21 protein-coding genes are annotated in these 20,461 nt (G+C 44.0%); 8 read left to right on the top strand and 13 right to left on the bottom strand.

Annotated features, from left to right (window positions below; all coding sequences use genetic code 11):
• Nucleotides 1-52 precede the first annotated feature (52 nt).
• Nucleotides 53-982 (top strand): methyl-accepting chemotaxis protein, encoded by a 930-nt coding sequence (locus tag ACIPK1_RS08765; protein ID WP_016611563.1) that lies wholly within the window; start codon nt 53-55, stop codon nt 980-982.
• 89 nt (nt 983-1,071) lie between these two features.
• On the opposite strand, the gene ACIPK1_RS08760 is transcribed toward ACIPK1_RS08765, so the two are convergent.
• From ACIPK1_RS08760 to ACIPK1_RS08750, 3 genes are all read right to left on the bottom strand, one after another.
• Nucleotides 1,072-1,824, bottom strand: coding sequence for a hypothetical protein (locus ACIPK1_RS08760; protein WP_176374309.1), 753 nt, complete (start codon nt 1,822-1,824; stop codon nt 1,072-1,074).
• 4 nt (nt 1,825-1,828) lie between these two features.
• Nucleotides 1,829-3,199: a hypothetical protein gene (locus tag ACIPK1_RS08755; protein WP_400450557.1), complete on the bottom strand. Its 1,371-nt coding sequence runs from the start codon at nt 3,197-3,199 to the stop codon at nt 1,829-1,831.
• A gap of 64 nt (nt 3,200-3,263) precedes the next feature.
• Nucleotides 3,264-4,565: a hypothetical protein gene (locus ACIPK1_RS08750; RefSeq protein ID WP_016611566.1), complete on the bottom strand. Its 1,302-nt coding sequence runs from the start codon at nt 4,563-4,565 to the stop codon at nt 3,264-3,266.
• Between the two features lie 425 nt (nt 4,566-4,990).
• On the opposite strand from ACIPK1_RS08750, the gene ACIPK1_RS08745 reads away from it, so the two are divergent.
• Complete coding sequence (locus tag ACIPK1_RS08745; RefSeq protein WP_034872087.1) at nt 4,991-6,127, top strand: serine protease; 1,137 nt, start codon at nt 4,991-4,993, stop codon at nt 6,125-6,127.
• 108 nt (nt 6,128-6,235) lie between these two features.
• Here the strand turns inward: ACIPK1_RS08745 and ACIPK1_RS08740 are convergent, their stop codons facing one another.
• From ACIPK1_RS08740 to ACIPK1_RS08725, 4 genes are all read right to left on the bottom strand, one after another.
• Nucleotides 6,236-6,736, bottom strand: a complete 501-nt coding sequence (locus ACIPK1_RS08740) for a hypothetical protein (RefSeq protein ID WP_086316758.1) — start codon at nt 6,734-6,736, stop codon at nt 6,236-6,238.
• 243 nt (nt 6,737-6,979) lie between these two features.
• A complete protein-coding gene (locus ACIPK1_RS08735; protein WP_008376507.1) occupies nt 6,980-7,408 on the bottom strand; it encodes a DUF1761 domain-containing protein in 429 nt (142 codons plus the stop codon).
• 145 nt (nt 7,409-7,553) lie between these two features.
• A complete protein-coding gene (locus tag ACIPK1_RS08730) occupies nt 7,554-8,861 on the bottom strand; it encodes an amino acid permease (protein ID WP_400450536.1) in 1,308 nt (435 codons plus the stop codon).
• A gap of 296 nt (nt 8,862-9,157) precedes the next feature.
• Nucleotides 9,158-9,526, bottom strand: coding sequence for a YxeA family protein (locus ACIPK1_RS08725; RefSeq protein ID WP_016611572.1), 369 nt, complete (start codon nt 9,524-9,526; stop codon nt 9,158-9,160).
• A gap of 321 nt (nt 9,527-9,847) precedes the next feature.
• On the opposite strand from ACIPK1_RS08725, the gene ACIPK1_RS08720 reads away from it, so the two are divergent.
• The 6 genes from ACIPK1_RS08720 (at nt 9,848) to ACIPK1_RS08695 (ending at nt 15,868) form a co-directional block, all read left to right on the top strand.
• The gene (locus tag ACIPK1_RS08720) at nt 9,848-10,399 is read left to right on the top strand and encodes a GNAT family N-acetyltransferase (protein ID WP_005232691.1); all 552 of its coding nucleotides are present in this window, start codon (nt 9,848-9,850) and stop codon (nt 10,397-10,399) included.
• A 75-nt stretch (nt 10,400-10,474) separates the two neighbouring features.
• A complete protein-coding gene (locus tag ACIPK1_RS08715; protein WP_005232693.1) occupies nt 10,475-11,401 on the top strand; it encodes an ROK family protein in 927 nt (308 codons plus the stop codon).
• A 57-nt stretch (nt 11,402-11,458) separates the two neighbouring features.
• Nucleotides 11,459-12,217 (top strand): MurR/RpiR family transcriptional regulator, encoded by a 759-nt coding sequence (locus ACIPK1_RS08710; RefSeq protein ID WP_005232695.1) that lies wholly within the window; start codon nt 11,459-11,461, stop codon nt 12,215-12,217.
• 159 nt (nt 12,218-12,376) lie between these two features.
• The gene (locus ACIPK1_RS08705; protein ID WP_008376519.1) at nt 12,377-13,687 is read left to right on the top strand and encodes a PTS sugar transporter subunit IIC; all 1,311 of its coding nucleotides are present in this window, start codon (nt 12,377-12,379) and stop codon (nt 13,685-13,687) included.
• A 32-nt stretch (nt 13,688-13,719) separates the two neighbouring features.
• Nucleotides 13,720-15,159 (top strand): 6-phospho-beta-glucosidase, encoded by a 1,440-nt coding sequence (locus tag ACIPK1_RS08700; RefSeq protein ID WP_034872089.1) that lies wholly within the window; start codon nt 13,720-13,722, stop codon nt 15,157-15,159.
• Nucleotides 15,160-15,364: 205 nt separating this feature from the next.
• The gene (locus ACIPK1_RS08695; RefSeq protein ID WP_005232701.1) at nt 15,365-15,868 is read left to right on the top strand and encodes a GNAT family N-acetyltransferase; all 504 of its coding nucleotides are present in this window, start codon (nt 15,365-15,367) and stop codon (nt 15,866-15,868) included.
• A gap of 43 nt (nt 15,869-15,911) precedes the next feature.
• Here ACIPK1_RS08695 and araD read toward each other — a convergent pair whose 3' ends face one another.
• From araD to ACIPK1_RS08665, 6 genes are read right to left on the bottom strand one after another with little or no spacing between them, the layout of a single operon-like run.
• Nucleotides 15,912-16,598, bottom strand: coding sequence for an L-ribulose-5-phosphate 4-epimerase AraD (gene araD, locus ACIPK1_RS08690; RefSeq protein WP_016611578.1), 687 nt, complete (start codon nt 16,596-16,598; stop codon nt 15,912-15,914).
• A complete protein-coding gene (locus ACIPK1_RS08685) occupies nt 16,570-17,469 on the bottom strand; it encodes an L-ribulose-5-phosphate 3-epimerase (RefSeq protein ID WP_016611579.1) in 900 nt (299 codons plus the stop codon). The genes araD and ACIPK1_RS08685 overlap by 29 nt, the downstream gene beginning before the upstream one ends.
• A gap of 6 nt (nt 17,470-17,475) precedes the next feature.
• A complete protein-coding gene (locus tag ACIPK1_RS08680) occupies nt 17,476-18,114 on the bottom strand; it encodes a 3-keto-L-gulonate-6-phosphate decarboxylase UlaD (protein ID WP_034872090.1) in 639 nt (212 codons plus the stop codon).
• A gap of 60 nt (nt 18,115-18,174) precedes the next feature.
• Nucleotides 18,175-18,468 (bottom strand): PTS sugar transporter subunit IIB, encoded by a 294-nt coding sequence (locus ACIPK1_RS08675; protein WP_008376531.1) that lies wholly within the window; start codon nt 18,466-18,468, stop codon nt 18,175-18,177.
• A gap of 23 nt (nt 18,469-18,491) precedes the next feature.
• Nucleotides 18,492-19,958, bottom strand: coding sequence for a PTS ascorbate transporter subunit IIC (locus tag ACIPK1_RS08670; RefSeq protein WP_016611581.1), 1,467 nt, complete (start codon nt 19,956-19,958; stop codon nt 18,492-18,494).
• Nucleotides 19,959-20,432 (bottom strand): PTS sugar transporter subunit IIA, encoded by a 474-nt coding sequence (locus ACIPK1_RS08665; RefSeq protein WP_061054474.1) that lies wholly within the window; start codon nt 20,430-20,432, stop codon nt 19,959-19,961.
• Nucleotides 20,433-20,461 lie beyond the last annotated feature (29 nt).

The following is a 20,461-nucleotide window of genomic DNA, read 5'->3' as shown; positions in this document are numbered from 1 at the left end:
GACACTCGCTGTGTAAACTTCCCAAAAAACTGAAAGGCGTAGGTAAGTACGTATGAAATTCACATTAGATGAAACACAAAATAACCGTCTGCTCGCTGCTATTTTTCAAGAACTCGCTGTCATAGTCTTTGATCCGCAAAAAGAAGTTGTTTTCGCCAATGCCAACATGACTGATATCCTAGGGTACAGCCAAGAAGAAATCATTGGCTTGCCGCATCGGACCTTTTGTTTTGACCATTATGCTGCCAGTACGGATTACCAAGCTTTTTGGAATCAACTGCTGTACTCAAAGCAACGGTTTCAAGACAAAATCATCCGAAAAAACAAACAAGGAGAAAAACTGATTTTAGAAGGAATCTACTTCCCCGTCCTCGATGAGCAGCAAGAAGTCGTCAACGTCGTCAAAATCGCTTTTGACATTACCCAAAGAGAACAAGCCTTAGCGGTCACTATCAAAAAAGTGCAAGAAAGTGCTGCTTCCCTGACACGACTTTCTGCCAACGGGCATCAGCAAGTCGATCATTTGTCAGAGAACTTGGCGCAAGTCAAACGGCTGTCTGATCAAAATCAAGCAACGACCCATGCCTTAGAAATGGATAGCCAACAGGTGACAGCGGTGCTGCATGACATCGACCGCATTGCACAACAAACCAAACTGCTATCCTTCAACGCTTCCATCGAAACAGCACGGATCGGCGAACAAGCAGCTGGCTTTCGGGTAGTTGCCGATGAAATGCAAAAATTAGCCGAACAGACCAAGCAGTTGACCCAAACCATTGCCGCAACCATGCAAGCCATCAACCAACAAGCCTTAGTCGTGTTAGATAGTGCCGATTCGACGACCATGAAAATCAGTGATTCGCAAAAAAGTCTCGCTGCCGTTTTGCATTCTTACGACACGCTGCGAACGACGGCCAGTCTTTTAAACGATGAAGCCGAGTATTTAACAGAGACCAACGATGCTGAGTTGGAAACCACATGAAGTGAAAGAGAGCGCCGCTGTTTGCGACGCTCTCTTTGTTTTTTTGACCAATAAATTGATTCCCTATTTGATTTCATCGATACTCAGCACTAGCCAGTCTCCCACTCTTGCAACAACTGCTGTAATTCTTGCAAAAATGATTGGGTCGCAAAGCCCAATGCTTGAAGAGGAACACGATATTCCTGTTGAATCACCAAAAAGCTACCAAACATTTTATGCTGGACCTCAAAACCGAGGTTTTTCCAAACAATCCAGGAAAAACTGACTATTCGTTTTTCTTTCTTTTCGTACGTGCACAAATACACTCGTTCAACGCCAAAAAGCAGTCCCGCATTCGCTTTCTTGCCAGTCATCTTTGACGTTAGCAACGCAAGAGGGGTCTCCGTTTCAGGCACTTGAAAACTAGCGAGGACTTGTCTTTGCCATTGCCTTGGTAGCACTTGTCTTTCTCCAGAAAAATAGAACAAAAAATTTTGTTTTTGAAAAAAGGCAGTCAAACGATTTTGTCGCTGGTTGCGCTGATGGATGGGCGCCCTTTGAATCGGAGACACCTGGTTTCTTGACGTTGGTTTTGGCTGCTCTTGTCCAACGAAAACGCCGGCTGATGGTGCGTCTTCCCTAAGAGCAGCAGACGACAAACTGATTTTCTTCAAGAGAGCCGTCAGCTGGGTCAGCGCAAGCTGTTTGTCCGTCAGGGGACTGGACTGGGCAATTTTGGCGTGGTCAAAGGGCAATTTGATGACCATTTTGCCGCGGCAATACAGACAGACTGCCGTGCCGACACCCCAGTTTACTTCTAGTTCCCCTAAACAATGGGGACATTGAATGGGAATGATATCCACGAGATCATCCTTTCGTTTTGATGCATCGATCAGAGCTATTCGTTGTAAAAATACGGATCGTATTCCAGCTGACAAACGCCAGCAGCACTAGAAGAGATAAGCCATAAAAATCGAAATACCAAACCAATATTGCTAAGAAGAGAATCAAGGCAAATTCATACGCCATGTTTTCCAGACTGCTGTAAAATACTGTTTTTCGGACGAGTTTCTTTCTTCGGGCTTCAAATGTCTGCAAAATAGCTATTTGATCTGCCTGTGGCTGACTGAGTGCTTGATTCAGATCCTTTTTAAACTTTTTATGTTCTGTAAAGAAGTTGATTTTTTGTGTAATCAAAAAAAATGAAACTACTAGCCAAATGACAAAAAGCACGATCGATGTGCCAATCAAACTAAAGGAAACGGCAGGCATTAAAAATCCACCAAAAATAAAATTTAAAAGGGTCCCGGAAATTATTCCGAATGAAAAGAAGGTATAGCAGAATTGCCAAAGGACACTACTGGTCTTCGAAAAACTTTTCTTCACTTGCACCAGCTGTTCACATTCAGGAAGCTGGGTTGGAAAGAGACGTTCAGCATCGGTGCCATCAGCCACGAAAGAATAGGTTTGGTTTCCGTATTTGAATTCGCCAATGTAATAAGGAAAATACAGTTTTTCCGTATCACATTGTTTCGGAAAAAGAGTCAGTTGAACCTCATTGGCAACATCTGCTCCCACCAAATGGTCTTTGGCTTTTGCTTCAAAGACTTCCATTAGATGGGTATCAGAGAGTGCCGCTTCTCTGGAAATATCAAAGGGCAGCACCTGAGCGCCTTGGCTAAGTGCCGAAAACTGCTGCATATCCGTGCAATAGGCGGCTCCTTTTTGAAGATGCAGCGGCAGCTTACCATTGATACTGTAATCCGCTTCTTTTTGGATATCTGTAGGGAAATGTTCATTGAAAATTGTTGTGTTCCCGCTGTTATGTAAAGAAATGTCGGCAGTAATGCGCCCACTCCCCCTCTGCTGTTCCTCGTGGACATAGCTCCCTCTCACTTGAGCATCATAAGCAATTTGAAAATAATACATCGGGATAAATACACGTTTTAGATGAACCATCTCTAGCTCAAAAAAGATACTTTCCGAGATGGTGTCTTGCCATGCTAGTCTATTTTTCAACGCCGCTTCACATGCCTTTTCATCATAGGCAAACGGATAAAATCCTTCTTTGACGGTCCCTTGAATGCGTGACAACTCTTTAAGCGAGACGACTTGTTTTGTTTGTTCCTGGTTTTTTTGTTCCGGTTTGATCAACAGCTCATTTAAACAATACTGACAGACTGCTTTTCCTGAGTCCCAATCAACTTCTAGACGTCCCAGACAGCTGGGACATTGGATTTAGGTGATTTTCATTTTTTCTCCTTTTTTATGAATCGTTTTTTCTTTTCAACAAGATGGTTTATCAAAGAAACCGAAGAATGTTCCAAATAAGGGTAACGACCACGACCACATAAGCGAGCGTATCGAGCCATTCATAAAATTTCCTCATTCTTGCAAGATGCTTTCCACGCTTCTCGTAGTTTGCTAAAAAAGCTGTCCCAGTTTTCTTACCTAATAATTCTCTTTGGCACTCATCTCTAAATTTTTGGACTGTTTTGAGGTACTGTTCTTTTAGAAAGTGCAACACTATCCCCGATACTACCCAATAAACTGCAGTTGGCAGGGAACTCATGACAATCCCCCCTATGACAGCCCTAAATACTCTTCCGAGAGGGATCCATTCAGAAATGAATAGAGCCAAGATCATCAGGATCACACCTAACGTAAAAAAGAGTACGGAGGACCAGCCAAAAACCTTACGAGCTTTTGAAAAATTCGCAACCGTTTGTAAGGTTTCTTGGCACTGTGGGATAATCGGCAGCTTCATTCGGTCAGGATCTTTGCCGTCGATCGCAAATTCAAAGGATTGCTCTTGGTACTTGAAGGTGCCCATATACAGGGGAAAGTAGAGCTTTTCTGTAGCACAGCTGATCAGGGAAAGATCTAGGTGCAGCTCTTTTAGATGATCGGCAGATTCTTTCTTCTGGATCACCGCATTCGCATGAGCTCTCAATTCCGCTTGTTTTTCAGAACCAAAGAGCGCCTGCTCTTGCTCAATATCAAAGGGAAAAACATGAATAGCATGTGCTGAGACTAGCTGTTGAAATTCCTTTTGATCGGTACTAAAGTGCGGTTTTCTTTTCATTTCATCATTGACCTCAAAGCTCTGAGGAATTTCTTGTTCGATCACCTCCGAACTGCCGCATTGATAGAATATAACCGTCTCACCTGAATGGTCGCCTCGCTTCTTTTCCCACGTGGTCGTATGCGATCCTTCCCATGCAATGGAATGGGTATCGTAGCCAAAGGCCCCCTCCCACTGCATCGTATAGGTCACCTGAAATTCATAAATCGGAATAAAATATCGTTTTACCTCGCTGACTTCAAGATGAACGATAATGTCCTCAGGAACTGATTCCTGTTGGATCAGCCATTTTTTCAAGGCATTTGCTACCTCGTCTTCATTAAAGGCAAACGAATAAAACCCTTCTTTGACTTTTTGAAAAACTACGGGAGCCTGTTCATTCGAAGCTTCTTGCGTTTGTTTTGGCGGCGACTGTAGGACTGATTTAGTTAAGCAATATTGGCAGACTGCTTTTCCTGTCTCCCAGTCAACGGTTAACTGACCCAAGCAGCTGGGACATTGGATTTGTGTGATTTTCATTGCTACTCCTTTTGCACATACTGATTTTCTTATCAATGAAGTGGCTTAGTTGCACATGAGGGGGAATGTCTTTTTTTATGGTGTTATTTGGGGGAAGCAGCGAAGGAAAGCCGCTTGTTTGCAGGTATTTGCTCGATTTCATCCGTTTGTTCAAAGCGTCTTTTTCCAGTAATGAAGTAAATACGTGTATTAGGACCAAAAGCTGTTTAGCAAAAAAAGCAAATACAAACGAAAAACAACTCTTTCTATATCATTTTATAATAAAAATTTCTGTAAATCTATTTATTATTGATAAAAATCTATCGGTTTGCTAGTTGAACTCCCTCCATACGTTCAGCAACCCTTGCTAGCCGGTTATTAATGGCGGATAAGTTAGGAAAAATGTTATAATTAAAATATTCACAAGAAAGGAAATGGAAAAAGTTATGGGGATATTTATTTTTGGTGTTGTTTTTTTGACAATGGTTGTAAGCGGAATCTTTTTTATTCTTAGTTTGATCAAGAAAAAGCCGCTTCGCAACAAAATCGTTATTTTTATGGGTGGTTTTCTCTTATTGATCGGCGGGGTATTATTGACTCCTGCAACAACACCGGAGCTTCACGTAGATGAAGCAGAACTGGTTACGAATGAGCAAGGTGAAGTAGCGATCACTGGGCAAACCAATCCAGAAGCGCAACTGACGATCAACGGGGTGGAGGTTTCGCTGGCGGACGAAACATTTTCTTACACCGTGCAACTTGAAGATGAAGAGGAACAGGAATTTACCCTCCAAGCCTCAATGGGTGGAAGCACCAAAGAAGAAGTCGTCACCGTCAAACCTTCTCGCGCATTTCTAGCGAGTTTGCAAGCTGAAAAACAAGAACAAGCAGCACTGGAAAAAGCCGAGACGGCACTGGCGCTTGCCGAAACCCAGCCAAACCAAAAGAATTACGACGAAGCCGTGACGCTGATTCATGCTTTGAGTAAAACCTACGAAGATTTCGCTACCCGGCTAACCGTGGTGGAAGAACATCTTGCCATCGGCAAAGCCCTCGATACTGCTGAAGCTTCTCTTGAGCGCAAGGATTTCGATCAGGCAAAAGAATTGGTCGCACAAGCGGTGTTGAACAAGGAAACGTTTGAAAGTCGGTTATCCACTGTAGAAACCAAGATTTCTGAGAAAGAAGCAGAAGCCCTCGTTGCAGAAGCTGTCCAAGCGGTGGAAGCGGCAGAGGCGGAGCCGACAAAAGATGCCCTTGCTCGTGCAGAAGATGCTGTCGCTCGTCTCAAGACCCCCGATGAGGAATTAGCTGCTCGAACGAAAACAGTGGCGCAAACGATCACTGCCAACGAACAAGCAGTCGCACAAGCTAAGGCGGAGGAAGAACGGCAGGCAGCCGCCGCTGTGCCAGAACAAAGCCAGCCAGCCGCTGCTAGCAATCAAGCCCAAACGTCGGTCCTCGTTACACCAACAGGTTCGAAATATCATACGAGAAAATGCGGTAACGGTACCTACACGCCTGCCACTTTAGCAGAAGCGCAAAGTCGCGGACTTACTCCTTGCGCAAAATGTTTTCCGTAATAGCCACTAAATTTTACAACAAAAAAAGACAAACCTCATTTTTGTCTAAGGTTTGTCTGCAGTCTAAAGCGGTTGTCTCGTCGGAGGCAGCTGCTTTTTTGTCACTTGCTATTTCTCATCGTAAGAAAACTCGTACTCGTTTTGTTCATCATCGATCAGACGCTTGTCATTGTTGTCCACCATTTTGAATACTTTCTCAAAATCATCGCCAGTCATGCGCACTTCCTTTTTCTCTTGATCAATGATCACTTGGGCATTTGTCACTTCAAAGGTGTGCATAGTGCCGATGTCTGCCGCAGTCAGTGCTTTGCTTTTGGGAAACTCTGCTTGCAGTGTTTCGTTGATCTGCACTAATTGCGCCTCTTGTTCTTCTACCAAGTCCGCAGGTTCCTGATTCGGATCGACCAAAAAACTCAGCGTTTTATTGACGGTGAGCTTTCCATCTTCCAAAACGTACAAGGCATTTTGTTGATGACTGTTGCTATTGGTCAATACTTGATTTGCAGCTGCAGAGTCAACCCCTGAGCGGCTGCAGCTTGCCAAAAAAAATAGCACCGCCAAACAAACGGTAGCAAACATTCTTCTACCTAACTTGCTTTTCGTTTTCATTTTTCCCCTCCTCGTTGTCCCTAAGTTTCCTTCTTTCATGATTTTTCGCAAACCCGTGGGTTTGTGTTTCCTGTCAAATTGAGTTATTTTCAGTATAGCATAAACAATTTGCTTTTATAGCTTTTTTTTATAGTGAGATTAATTTCACGCACAAAAAAACCAACCTTGTCGAGACAAGATCGGCTTTCTTTAGGATTGATTCGTTGAGATCTTTGAACGTTCTCGCTGGGATATGATCGCTGCCTATTGTCCAATTAGTCCGACAACAAGCCCTAAAACGATCACTCCTAGAAACCCATTCACAAGGTGCAGCCCAACTAATTTACGGGACTGTCCCGAGTAAACAGCCATCACGAAGGTGGCGACCCCATACACCCCTAGCCACAATAAGCAAGCGACTTGCAAGGAGGTCATCAGCCAACCATCATGATCGAATGTGGCAAACCAATAGACGACTTGATAGGTCGCTGCCGATAAGAGAATCCCACCAACAATCGTGCCGCCAAAGGTAAAGAGCATGTCACCGGTCGTCATCTGCTGACCGTCCATCTTCTCTGCCATTCCTGATTCTTTCGCCCAAAACTTGCCCCACTTATGCATCGGGTTGTAAAGCAGACTTTCCACCACAACCCAGCTGAGGGTGCCGAAAATCAATGTCCAAAAATTAACCATTTTCGTATTCTCCTTTACTTTATTTTTAGCCATGTTCCTGAGAAGCGAAAAAATAGCCAAGCGGGCTGTTCCTTCTCCATCAGTTTATGCCTTAAGGGAGGGTTCTTCAACTTTTTCCACTGGTGTCCCCTATTTTTCGATGGTTCTAATAAAAACTAAGAAAAATGATCGTATACAGCAATGCGGTGAAACCTGTAACCGCTAATGGGTTAGTGATCAAGATTCCGGCAAACAGCAAAAGCAACGCAAGGATCGCCCCACCCAAAAAAATCGTATAGCCCATTTTCTTCTGCTTGCGTACCAAAACAAACGCCGCCACACTGATCAACAACCAAATCAGTAATACAGTATACGACAGGGAGCCTGCCAGATAATTGAAGAGTTTGTCGCCTAAAAAGTAAGAAAGAACGACTCCAAGATATAAAGTACCGCTGCAAAACATGATCGCTCGTTGGGGCACGCTGTTTTTATTCAGCATCGTGAAGCGGCTTTTTTTCTGGCCATTGTTGCTTAACCGGAAAAACAACGTTCTTGAAGAAGCATAGACCCCAGAATTGATGGAGGAAAACAAGGCCAAAATGATCACTAAATTAACGATGTCGGAAGCAAAAGGCACATGGATTTTTTGAAACACCATTACAAAGGGACTGACATTTGGATCTGCTAATTGATTCCACGGATAAATGATCAGTAAAAGAAACATGGGAATGATGTAAAAAGCGGCAATCCGAGTCATTACTCCTTTGATTGCTTGAGGGATCGCTTTTTTTGGATTTTCTGCTTCACTAATCGTGATGGCTACTAACTCAGAACCGCCATACGAATAGATTACGACCAATAAAGAATTGATAAATCCTTTGAGACCGTGAGGGGCAAAACCACCATAGTCTGTCATTTGTCTCATCGTCGGTAAAAAGCCCAGATCAAAGACTTGCGTGGCAACCAGATAGAGACCCACCAAGATCAGCACAATCACCACACTGATTTTGGCCCACGAAAGCCAGTATTCCGTTTCTGCAAACAAGCGGACCGAAAACAAATTGATGATGGTCGTGAGTAGTGCCAAAATCAAAACAAAGATCCAAGCTGGAATATTGGGAAACCACAGCTGCAAAAAGCTTGCGGCAGCAACTGCTTCGGCGATGATGTTGATCATCCACATTGACCAGTAGATCCAATCAATGAAATCAGCTGTATGCAAGCCAAGATACGGCTGGACTAAGCCCGAAAGGCCATGTTGTTTTTGGTCAGATAAAACCAACTGTCCCAGTCCTGTCATGACGACAAATAAGATCAGCCCACAAAAAATAAACGCTAGCAAGACCGCAGGCCCCGCTAACTGGATCGCTTCCCCACTGCCTTTGAATAGGCCGGCACCGATTGCGCCACCTAGTGCCAACATAGTGATGTGTCTGGTTTTCATCTGTTTTTTTAATTGATTTTTTTCTGTCATACGTTCCTCCTCGAAAACCGTTGATCCTTCATACACAGTGATTCTCTCACTGTTGCTATTTTTAATTATATGAATGATTTTTTTTAACTACCTCATAGAGAATACCAGACGTTTCTGCTATTGCAACTAAGAATTGAAAAAATTATCTATTTTTTCTGAAAATTCTATCATCCTCTAATCTTTTTCACCCAAATCAAATCTTGGCGAACTTTTCTTTAGGTGAAGGTACTAAAAAAAGCCATCTCCCAACTTGTGGGAAATGACTTTCTGTCCGTTTCTTCAAGCAGGCTCGATGATCAATGGGTCGTAACCAACTCGTCTTTGATAGCGTCAGGGAGATCCTGCTCGGTCACCTCTTGATACGACTCCACATGTTTGCCCTTTGCATCAAGCTCTAGGTAGGCATTTTCTTTTAATTTTTGTGGTGCCCAAAACGTGATTTTTATTTTTTGTCCATCTTCATTGATTCCTTCTTGCGTATATTCATAGGCATCATGTTCTTGCGGCACGCCATACTCATTGGATGTTTTGACATAAACCTTTTTCTCCGGTACGAAAGGATTGAAACGATCCACCAGCTGAACCAGTTCGCTGGAATCATCTTTCGTAAAATAAGACCATGTAACCAATGTGACGGTCCCGATCGTTAACACGAGCAGGATCATACTAATTGCTTTTTTCAAGTGATTGTCCTCCGTTTTTTCTATCTACCTTCAGTATAAAAAAACAAGCGATAAATATAATCAAACTTAAGACGTATTTTTCCGTCGGTCATTGTGATTAAGGTATCAATAGAATATTTTCTGCTTTTTCCACCTAAATGTATAGACAAACAACTAAGTTACTCCTACAAAAACGTCCCTTCTCACAGGAAGACCAGACTGTTTAATAAGTATCGTGATTTTTCATTCTTTGTAGTAAACTAAACTGCAACAACTTACTTTTAAATACTCATGATTGAAAACTATAGAAAACCGAGGTGTCCCATGCTAGAAATCAAACTGATCGATCAAGAACACCAAGCTGATATCCGCTTGAAAAACGAACCCTTCTCCTTATGGGGGAAAATGCTGCCGTCTTATAATGAGGGCAACTGGCAGTACACGATCTGTAAATTTGCACCTGAAGACATTCAGACGATGCGTTTCCCAGATGAAAATTATTGCTATGATGAAATGAGCCGAAACAGTCTGTTTATCGGTGCTTATGATGATGGAAAATGCATTGGCTTAGCGATCGTTCAAGACGCTTTTTTCAAGTATCTGTACCTCTATGACTTAAAGGTCAACACAGACTACCGCAAGCAAGGAATCGGTCAACTGTTGATCCAACAGGCACTGAAAGCGGCCCTTGCCAAAGACTATCGCGGCATCTATACACAAGCGCAGGACAACAATCCTTCTGCCTGTCTGTTTTACTTGCGAGCAGGCTTTCGTATCGGAGGCCTGGATACGGAGGTGTACAAAGGAACCAATCAGGAAGGCAAAAGTGACATTTTGTTTTATTTGGATGCAGCGGAAACGGCTGTCAAAAAATAGCTGAAAAAAGAAAAAAATTCCTCCTGCCAGATGGTACACTTAAGGCAACAATGTTTTGAAAGGTGAGGAAGAAGAATGTACGTAGGATTTGATATTGGCGGAACAAGTATTAAATATGGGGTTTTAGATGAAACCGGAGTGATCCTTGAAAAATCAGCGATCCCCACTAGCTATGAGCCAGCCCAGTTTTATCAGGATCTACTCACGATCATCGAAGATGCCCAGAGCCGCCACACGATTGATGGCATTGGGATCAGTGCCCCAGGGATCGTTCAAAAAGACGGGTTTATGTTAACGGCTGGAGCCATCAAATCGTTATATGGTGAAAATTTTAAAGCAGTCTTGGAAGCGCGTACAGGATTGCCGGTGGCGGTGGAAAATGATGCCAATGCAGCAGCGATTGCTGAAAAATGGATCGGGAATGCGCAAGAGGTAGCCAACTATTTGTGTCTTGTCCTAGGCACTGGTGTAGGCGGTGGGATCGTGATCAATAATCAAGTCTACCGAGGTGCTCATGGCATGGCTGGTGAATTTGGCTGGATGGTGATTGATCAGCTGCCAGAAGAAGGCAATATCGAGGAAAGTTCCATCAATAAAAAAACTGCCGTCGTGGGCGGCTTGATTCGCCTCTACAATTTATCTGGCGCAGCAGTTCCTGGCTTTGAACCCACCCAAGACGCCAAAGAGATTTTTGACCGCGCGCAGCAAGGCGAAGCGTTGGCGCTGAAGCTGACGGACCAATTTCTAACGGATTTATCTGTAGGACTGATCAATTTGATTAGCTGTTTTGACCCAGAATTGGTATTGATCGGCGGCGGCATCAGTGCCAATCCTTATTTCTGGGAACGCCTGCAGGCTCGCTTGACGATCACGGAAACACGGCATGAAGCGATTAATTATTTGCGCGGACAAACCATCGCGCCTGTTCGTCCAGCGAAACTAAAAAACGATGCCGGCTTGATCGGCGCAGTCTATCAGATCCACCAACAGCTGCACCGTTAAAAGTTCGGATATGCTATACTGGTGTAAATTGATTATCTAGGACAGCGAGGAACCAGCATGGCGCTTTTTGAACAATTAAACTTGAACAAGCTCTCTGCGGTAGAACAAGAAATCTACCGTTTTATCGTCAATCACTTAGAAAAGATCCCGTATATGCGTGTGCGCGACATTGCCGATGATGCTCATGTCTCTTCGACTTCGGTCTTTCGTTTTATTCAAAAAGTCGGCTTTCAGTCGTTTCCAGAATTTCGCTTCTATATCAAAAATCATTTAGAAAAAGCCCATTTTGACGCGCATCCTGAACACTTAGGTTTAGAAGCGCGCATCAAAGGCTTGAATATGCAGATCTTCCACCCTGATGCGGAATACCAAATACGAAAACTTGCCGAAGCGATGCGGGATGCCGATTTGATCTTATTTATGGGGATGGGGGCATCCGGTGCGATCGCGCAATACGTTGCCCGCAAGCTAGCCAGTCTCGGTTACTTTAGTATCAGCATTGATGAGCTGACCTACCCAATCAAAAGCTTTTTGCGAAAAGATCAAAAAAATGTTTTGGTTTTTCTGAGTGTCTCTGGTGAAACCAAAGAACTGATCGAAGTCATTACCGGTTTAGACAATCAAGCGATCGTGCAGAAATACTGCATTACCCCTAATCGGGAAAGTACGTTGGCACGCCTGTGCGATTATTCGATCGAGTATGCGATCAAAGAGGAACGCAAAGACATCTTTCTTGATTTGACTAGTCAATTGCCTTCAGTAGCGATTTTAGAAACACTGATCGGCTATTTACAAGATTATCGTTCCAACCCTTGATGGTTCAGTTTACTGAACCATCTTTTTTTGTAACACTGTGTTCCGGATGCGGAATTTTTTTCATTTCTTGAGAGATATGTACGGAATCCGTATCCGCTTACTTTTAGCCGCTTTCATTCGCTATAATGATGGCATCAATTAAGGAAAGGTGTTATTATTATGCAAAAATTCAATGACCTGTTAGACCGCTCGTTGGTACCAATCGCAACAAAGTTGAACAATCAACGCCACGTAGCAGCGATCCGGGATGCATTCATGCTGATTTTCCCACTGACCATCGCTTCTTCTCTCGTTATTTTGGTCAACAATATTTTATTTTCCAATGAAAGTTTCATCGTGCAATTATTTCAACTGAATCGGCTTTTTCCTAATCTGGAAAGCGCCCAGCAAGTTCTAGCTTCCGTGGCGAACGGGACCATCAACATCATGAGTTTATTCATTGCGTTTCTTGTTGCCCAACTTTTAGCCAAGCATTTCCAAGCAGATGCTACGCTAGTTGGTTTGACAAGTGTCGCTGCCTTTATGATCTTGTACCCGACCTCCTTTGCAGTAGATGATGTCAATGTGATCTCCACACAATATTTAGGCGCCCAAGGGTTGTTTGTAGCTATGATCGTGGCTTGTTTGGTCGGTGAATTCTTACCGAAGCTTTTCAAGGTCAAACGATTGCAGATCAAAATGCCTGAAATGGTACCACCAGCTGTTTCCCGTTCCTTTTCTGGCATGATTCCGATCGTGATCATCGTGGCAGTCACTGCTTTGATCAATTTCTTAGTTTTAATGATTGCACCGGAAGGCATCAATGAACTTATTTACAACGGGATCCAAAGTCCATTGCGGGATCTGGGGGGCAATGTCGTCGGTGTCTTGATCTTGGCATTTTTGCAAACCACGTTGTTTGCGATTGGGATCCATGGACCAAACACATTGAATGCGGTTCGTTCAGCGATTTTTACCGAACAAGATCTAGCTAACCTAGACTTTATCAACCAGGGCGGCTCCTTGTGGGACGTTCCTTACAAAGAAACCTGGGGCGTTTTAAATGATATGTTCGCAAATATGGGCGGAACTGGTATGACATTGGGCTTGATCATTGCGATCTTCATCGCTTCAAAACGTCCAGAACAACGTGAGATCGCTAAGATGTCCTTAGTTCCAGGAATTTTCCAAATCAATGAACCGATGATCTTCGGTCTACCGATCGTCTTGAATCCAATCATGATCATTCCGTTTATTTTGACACCAATGGTCAATATTTTGGTGGGTTATTTTGTCACTGTTGTCTGGCCGATCATGCCGACCCCAGCGATTGGGGTACCATGGACGACCCCAGGAATCATTAATCTCTTTTTAGGAACGGGAGGAAATGCGATCGCTGCGGTTGTCGGTGTCGTTTGTCTTGCGATTTCGGTCTTGATCTATTTGCCTTTCGTGATCGCCTCTAACCGTTCCCAGAAAGTAGAATTATAAGCAAACGAATGAGTCGAGGAGGAATGAAATTTATGTCCGCAAAAATGCCGAAAGATTTTTTATGGGGCGGCGCGATCGCTGCCCATCAAGCGGAAGGCGCTTGGAATGTTGCTGGCCGTGGAATGAGTACCGCCGATGTCATGACGGCCGGTGGCAACGGTATTCCCCGTAAAATCACCAAAGGAGTCATTGAAGGGGAATATTACCCGAACCATGAAGCCATTGACTTTTATCACCGTTACAAAGAAGATATCCAGTTATTCAAAGAACTGGGCTTGAAATGTCTACGGACATCGATTTCTTGGAGCCGGATCTATCCAACTGGAACAGAAGAAGAACCAAATGAAGCCGGTCTCCAATACTACGATGATCTTTTCGACGAATTGCAGGCAAATGGCATCGAACCCGTCATCACTTTGTCTCACTTTGAAATGCCTTATGCCCTCTATGAAGAATTTGGTGGGTTTGCTAACAAAGAAGTGATTCCCCTCTTTGTCAAATTCGCTAAGACTGTTTTTCAACGGTATCATGACAAAGTGACGTATTGGATGACTTTCAATGAGATCAATAATCAAGCAGATGGGCAAGAGCCGCTGCACGTTTGGACCAATTCTGCCATGATCATCGAGGATGACAGTCAAAAAGAAGCACTCGTCTTTCAAGCGGGCGTCAATGAGTTGATTGCCAGTGCGGCAGCCGTGATCGAAGGCAAAAAAATCAATCCAGAGTTTCAGATTGGTTGTATGATGGCCTATGTCCCGGTCTACCCCTACTCTTGTGCGCCAGCTGATTTGATGGCATCCGTCAAAGCCAATGAACGGCGCTATTTTTACAGCGACGTCCACGTACGAGGCAAGATCCCAACCTATGTGCAAAAATATTGGGCAAAAAAAGGCATCACGATTGAGATCACGCCCGAGGAACAAGCGCTATTAAAAGCGGGAACCGTTGATTATATTGGGTTCAGCTATTACATGTCAGGAACGATCTCAACCCTTGATGAAGTGGCTGGCACACCAACTGAGGATATCCCGGGAGCAAAAATCGTGAGTAATCCTTATATCAGTGCTTCTGATTGGGGCTGGCCTATCGATCCAGTCGGGTTGCGCTATGTGTTAAATACGATCTATCAACGCTATGACTTGCCGCTATTTATCGTAGAAAATGGCTTTGGTGCTTACGATCAATTAACCAATGAACAGCAAGTCCATGATGACTACCGCATCACTTACCTGAAAGAGCATATCGAACAGATGGAAAAAGCGGTGGTTGAAGATGGTGTACCGCTATTAGGTTATACGCCTTGGGGGATCATTGATATCGTCAGCTTCGGCAGCGGCGAAATGGAGAAACGCTATGGCATGATCTATGTCGACAAAGACAATACCGGCAAAGGAACCTTGAATCGTTTGAAAAAAGATTCCTTTGCGTGGTACCAGCAAGTAATCGCCTCTAATGGTGAAACGCTCTAATTACTGCTTCCATGACTAACACAAAAACCGCCCCCTCGTTTCGCCATCCTCCTTTTTACATTAGGAGCCTGGCAACGAGGGGCGGTTTTCTTATTAAAGAGGTGCGCCATTGCGAGGATGGCTTTTCTTATCATCACTAAACACTACCTCGATGCTTGTGGTACACTATAGCTATTCATTTACTTTTACGTTAAGGAGGAACTGCATGAAGCCGATATTTCGTCCAATCCAATCTCAAGATGATGCGCCATTAGCTGCTATCATTCGCAAAAGCTTGACCAACCACCAGTTGGCGGTTCCAGGAACTGCCTATTTTGATCCCGAGTTAGACCACTTAAGTGAATTTTATGCAGCAGATCCTGCTAGCCGCCATTATTTTGTCGTCACCGATGAATCGGGTACCCTTTTAGGCGGCGGTGGTCTTGCCGCTTATGATTCAGAAGGGCAAATCGCCGAGCTGCAAAAATTTTATCTTAGTGATGCCGCCAAAGGGCAGCGTCTCAGCTATCCCCTGCTGGCGAAGATCGAGGCCAAAGCTTTTGAACTAGGCTATCGGCAACTCTATTTAGAATCCCATCATTCTTTAGAAGCTGCCTTGCATGTCTATCAAAAAGCCGGCTATCGCGCATTGTCCCAGCCACTATTGGCGGCACAGCATACCACGATGGATCGCTTTTATGTGAAAACACTCGTTGAAGAAAACGAATAGAACAGCAGCCATTCCTTGATCGCTAGGAATGGCTGCTTTTCCGTTATCCTTGTCCATAATAAGCATGTTCGCCATGCTTGCGGAAATAATGTTTATCCAGCAAATAATCAGCGATCGGTGTTCGCTCTAAGGTCAAAGCTTCGGTACCTAGTGCCATTTCTGCAACCTCTTCTAAAACAATACTATTGCTGACCGCTTGTTCCGCAGATTGCCCCCAAGTAAAGGGACCGTGTCCCGCTGTGAGGACAGCTGGGCATGCAAGCGGATCTAATCCCCGCTTTTCAAACGTCTCGACAATGACTTTGCCGGTTTCTTTTTCATAGTCTGCCGTTACCTCAGAGGCCCGTAATGGTCGTGTACAAGGGACACTACCATAAAAAGTATCCGCATGCGTCGTTCCATATGCAGGAATGTCTCGCTGTGCTTGCGCCCATTTTACCGCATTTGTCGAATGCGTATGGACGATCGCCTTGACGCCTTCGAAGTGCTTATACAATAGCGCATGGGTTTTGATATCCGAGGAAGGCTTCAACGTCTTCGCCTCTTTCGGTGTTCCCGTTAAGTCGCAAACCACCATTGAATCAACCGTCATCTTCTTATAATCAACACCACTTGGTTTAATGACGATGATCCCTAAATCTCGATCAATCTCACTAACATTTCCCCAAGTCAGCTTTACTAGCCCTTCCTCAGGTAGTCTCTTATTGGCTTGATAAACTCGCTCTTTCATCAATTGAAGCTGATTGATCAAGGTAACCGACCTCCTTTAGTTTTGGTAATAAATATGCTTTGGCTTGTTCAATCTCCCCAATCGGGTCAGCGCTCGTCTCACTCCACATCTCGATGACAAAAGAACCGTTATAATTCAACCGCTTCAGCGTGCGTAAGCAGCCATCAAAATCAACACACCCAGTGCCAAACGGTACTTCTTTAAACTTTCCTCGAAACTTATCTGAGACCGCCAATGTATCTTTCAAATGAATCTGGGTAATCTCGCAAATGCCTTTTTCTAATTCATAACCGACATCATTTTCTGGCCAGGCCGACAGGTTCCCGACATCTGGATAGACTTGTAGATAGGGTGAAGGGATCTGCTCCTTGATCCGTAAATACTTTGAGATAGAATTCAGAAACGGATCATCCATGATCTCTAGTGACAAAACGACCCCCTTTTCAGACGCCCTGGCGACGGCTTCTTTTAGATTGGCAATGAACCATTCGCGGCTACAAAGACTTTTTTCCTCATAATACACATCGTATCCGGCTAATTGGATGCAGCGAATACCCAAATCTGAAGCCAAGTCGATGGCTTTTTCCATCAGATGCATCGCGTGCTTGCGCTTTTTTTCATCGATCGAACCAAAGGGAAACCGCCGATGTCCACTGAGACATAAAGACAAGATTTTGATCCCCGAGTCATAGATTGCCTCGACGATCTCTTTGCGCTGTGCTTGGTTCCACTCTAGGCGTGCCAAGCGTTCATCGGATTCATCGATGGACATTTCAATGAAGTCGAAACCTCGGTCTTTGACAAACTGCAATCGTTTCGGCCAAGAAAGGGCTTTGGGTGTTGCTTTTTCATATAGACCGATCAAACTCATAGAAAACTACCCCCAAATCCGTAAAATCTCTTGCTTGAAATCAACTGCTGCTTGTTGCGGATCGTCAGCGGCAGTGATGCCTCGTCCTGTGATAAAGGTATACACATCAATGCCAGCAAACAGAGCCAACGTCTCGACGCTCAATCCTCCCGTGACGGACACTCGAAACCCCATATCGATCAATTTACGGACTTTCGTTAAATCTTTTTCTCCCCATGTTTCACCAGCTAACAATGCGTCACGACTTTGATGATAGATGGCTTGTGAGATGCCGGCATCTAGCCACTGCTGTGCTTGCTGGTAGGTCCAGTCACCATATAATTCTACTTGGATCTCAGCAATTTCTTTTGCCGCTGCCTTCATTGTTGGGATCGTTGCTGCACAAATCACGGTCATATAATCCGCGCCAGCTTGCTGGCAGTTTTTGGCGACCGTCCCACCGGCATCGGCACATTTTGTGTCTGCTACGATCAACTTCTCCGGATACATTGCTCGGAAACAGCGTAATACCTGTTCTCCTTCTTGCAACAATAAAATAGTCCCTGCTTCAATAATATCAACCACATCGCCGACTTTTTTGATATCTGCCAGTGCACTAGCTAAATCGGAGTGATCGCAAGCAATCTGTAGTTTTGGTCTGCTCATGAAATTCCCCTCTCTTTTGTTTGACCAACCTTTTTGTTTTGCCACATCCTGTTACGCTGACTACTCCTTTGAAAGACCCGCTTCTCTGACCCGCTCAATGATTTCTTTTGGAGACATCACATTTCTGACCCCGATTACTGTTACGCCCTTTTCTTTTGCTTTATCGAACATATTGACAAAGTTCATTGGCGTAAAGACCACATCGTAATTCTTGGCGGTGCTTTTGCCTTCAGAAATCGCGCAGTGGTGGATAGAGGTGATTGTGATCCCTTCAGACTTCAAAGCTTTTTCAACACTCCGCATCATCATCAAACTTGTTCCTGATCCATTTGCACAAGATACTAATACTCTCATCGTTTTTTCCTCCTAAGAATTCATTATTTTTGTTTTTCTACATACGCATCGTAATCATCTACGATCAAGAAATATCCTTCTGGATCTCTGCGGTACTGCAATTGCGGAATCACTAATAAGATCACCACCACAAGAACCACACCAATGATGCCTAAGAATTTCATCAATACTGTAAAGAATGGCCAGACGGTCGCCCAGTCGAACATACCAAGATAGCCGCCATATTGGGACAATCCTACCCAAGTAGCGATCAAGGCCGAACCACCGATCTGAATGATGCCTGATAAGAATGGGAAAAGACAAGCCGCCTTGATACCTCCACGGTTGTTGGCAAAAACGGCAATCGCTGCATTATCAAAGAACAGTGGGATAAACCCGGCAATCACGATCGTTGGTGACCGGAACAAAATCAGTAAAGCAATCATTAAAAATTGTCCTAATGCACCGAATAAAAAGCCCACCGTCACAGCATTTGGTGAACCAAAGGCAAAGGTTGCCGCGATATCGATCCCCGGAACAGCACCTGGTAAAATCGTATTTGAGATTCCTTGAAATGACTCGGTCAATTCGGAAACGAAGGTGCGCACACCTAATTGAAGAATTGCTAAGTAGACGGCAAACATCAGTGATGTTTGTAAAATATAAAATAAGAAACTTTGTCCTTCTGCCATAAATCCTGCTGTTATTAAATAATCTTGTCCAAGTGTCACTAAAATGATACCGAAGAAAAAGAGCATCAGGATCGAAGTCGATACCATATTTTCATTGAAGACCGATAAAAAACCCGGTAGTTCGACATCTTCTAATTTCCGATTGGATTTGTTCTTTTTGAACCGTTCCGCAAGTCTCGCAAAGAAATAAACACCAAACATCTGTTGATGGGCAATCGCAAAACCAGCACCTTCCGTCAAATCTTGACAGATGCCCACGGTCAAATTGGAACCAACCGCCCAATAGCAGCCTAAGATCAAGCCCATGACAAGTAAGACTTCGATCCGACCCAAGTCTGGAAAACAAAATAGCAGTAACCAAAAGGCCGTTGCGGCTTGCTGTACTTGCACATTTCCAGTAGTAAAGACGGCCCGCAGCTTCGTATATTTTTTAAAGCGAACGAGTAAGATATTAAAAACAAAGGCAATCAATAATAAGAGCATCGTGTCACCAAAGGTGCGTCCGAATCGTTCTTCAATGCCGGCGGTGATCGCATTTTGACCAAAATACGGGTCAGTGACCATCGCATCTAATTCAAAACGCTCCTTAAGCCCCACCAAGATCGGACGGAAATTATTGACCAATCCACCAGAGCCAATCGTCAAAATCAAGTAACCAACGGTGGCTTTTAAGAAACCTGCGACACATTCAACAAACGGCCGTTTCAATAGTAAGTAACCGATCAGTACAATAAAACCGATCAAAAAAGCTGGCTGCATCAAAATATTCTGAGCAAAGTAATCCCAGCATCTCAATAAGAAATCTCCTACCACTTCCATCTAATCCCTGCTTTCTTTTTGGTCATATTTCTCCATCACCATTTCAAAATCTGCCATCGTTTTTACACCTAGTAAATCTTCCACCAGCCCTTCTTCCATCAGCGTTTCGGATAAACTAGCGATATTGTTCATATGTGCTTCAGCGTTTTTGGCAGCGAGCATAAAGAACAACTGCGCCTCCTTGTCCGGATTATCTTCCTGAAACGAGACGGGCGCTGGAAAAATCGTCAGCCCGATCCCTGTTCCTAAGACGCCTTTGCTTTCTGCTGAAGAATGGGGCATGGCTACTTTGGGAATGATCACAATATAAGGACCGTATTGATGGACATCCCGAATGACATCTTCAATGTACTGATCCGTAATCAACGCCTTTTGCTTTAATCCTTCGCCACTCGCCCAGATAGCAGCTTCCCAGTCTTCGGGCTGTTCATGGTTGATTGCAACCAACTCATTTTCATAAAAATAACGCAGCATTACGTTTGCTCCTTTCAAATTTGGCTTTT

This window comes from Enterococcus sp. NPDC086594 (genome assembly GCF_044746145.1).
GTDB classification, from domain to species: domain Bacteria; phylum Bacillota; class Bacilli; order Lactobacillales; family Enterococcaceae; genus Enterococcus_D; species Enterococcus_D entomosocium.
The sequence above is the reverse complement of the archived record's forward strand: the minus strand, read 5'-3'. Positions and strand labels throughout refer to the sequence as shown.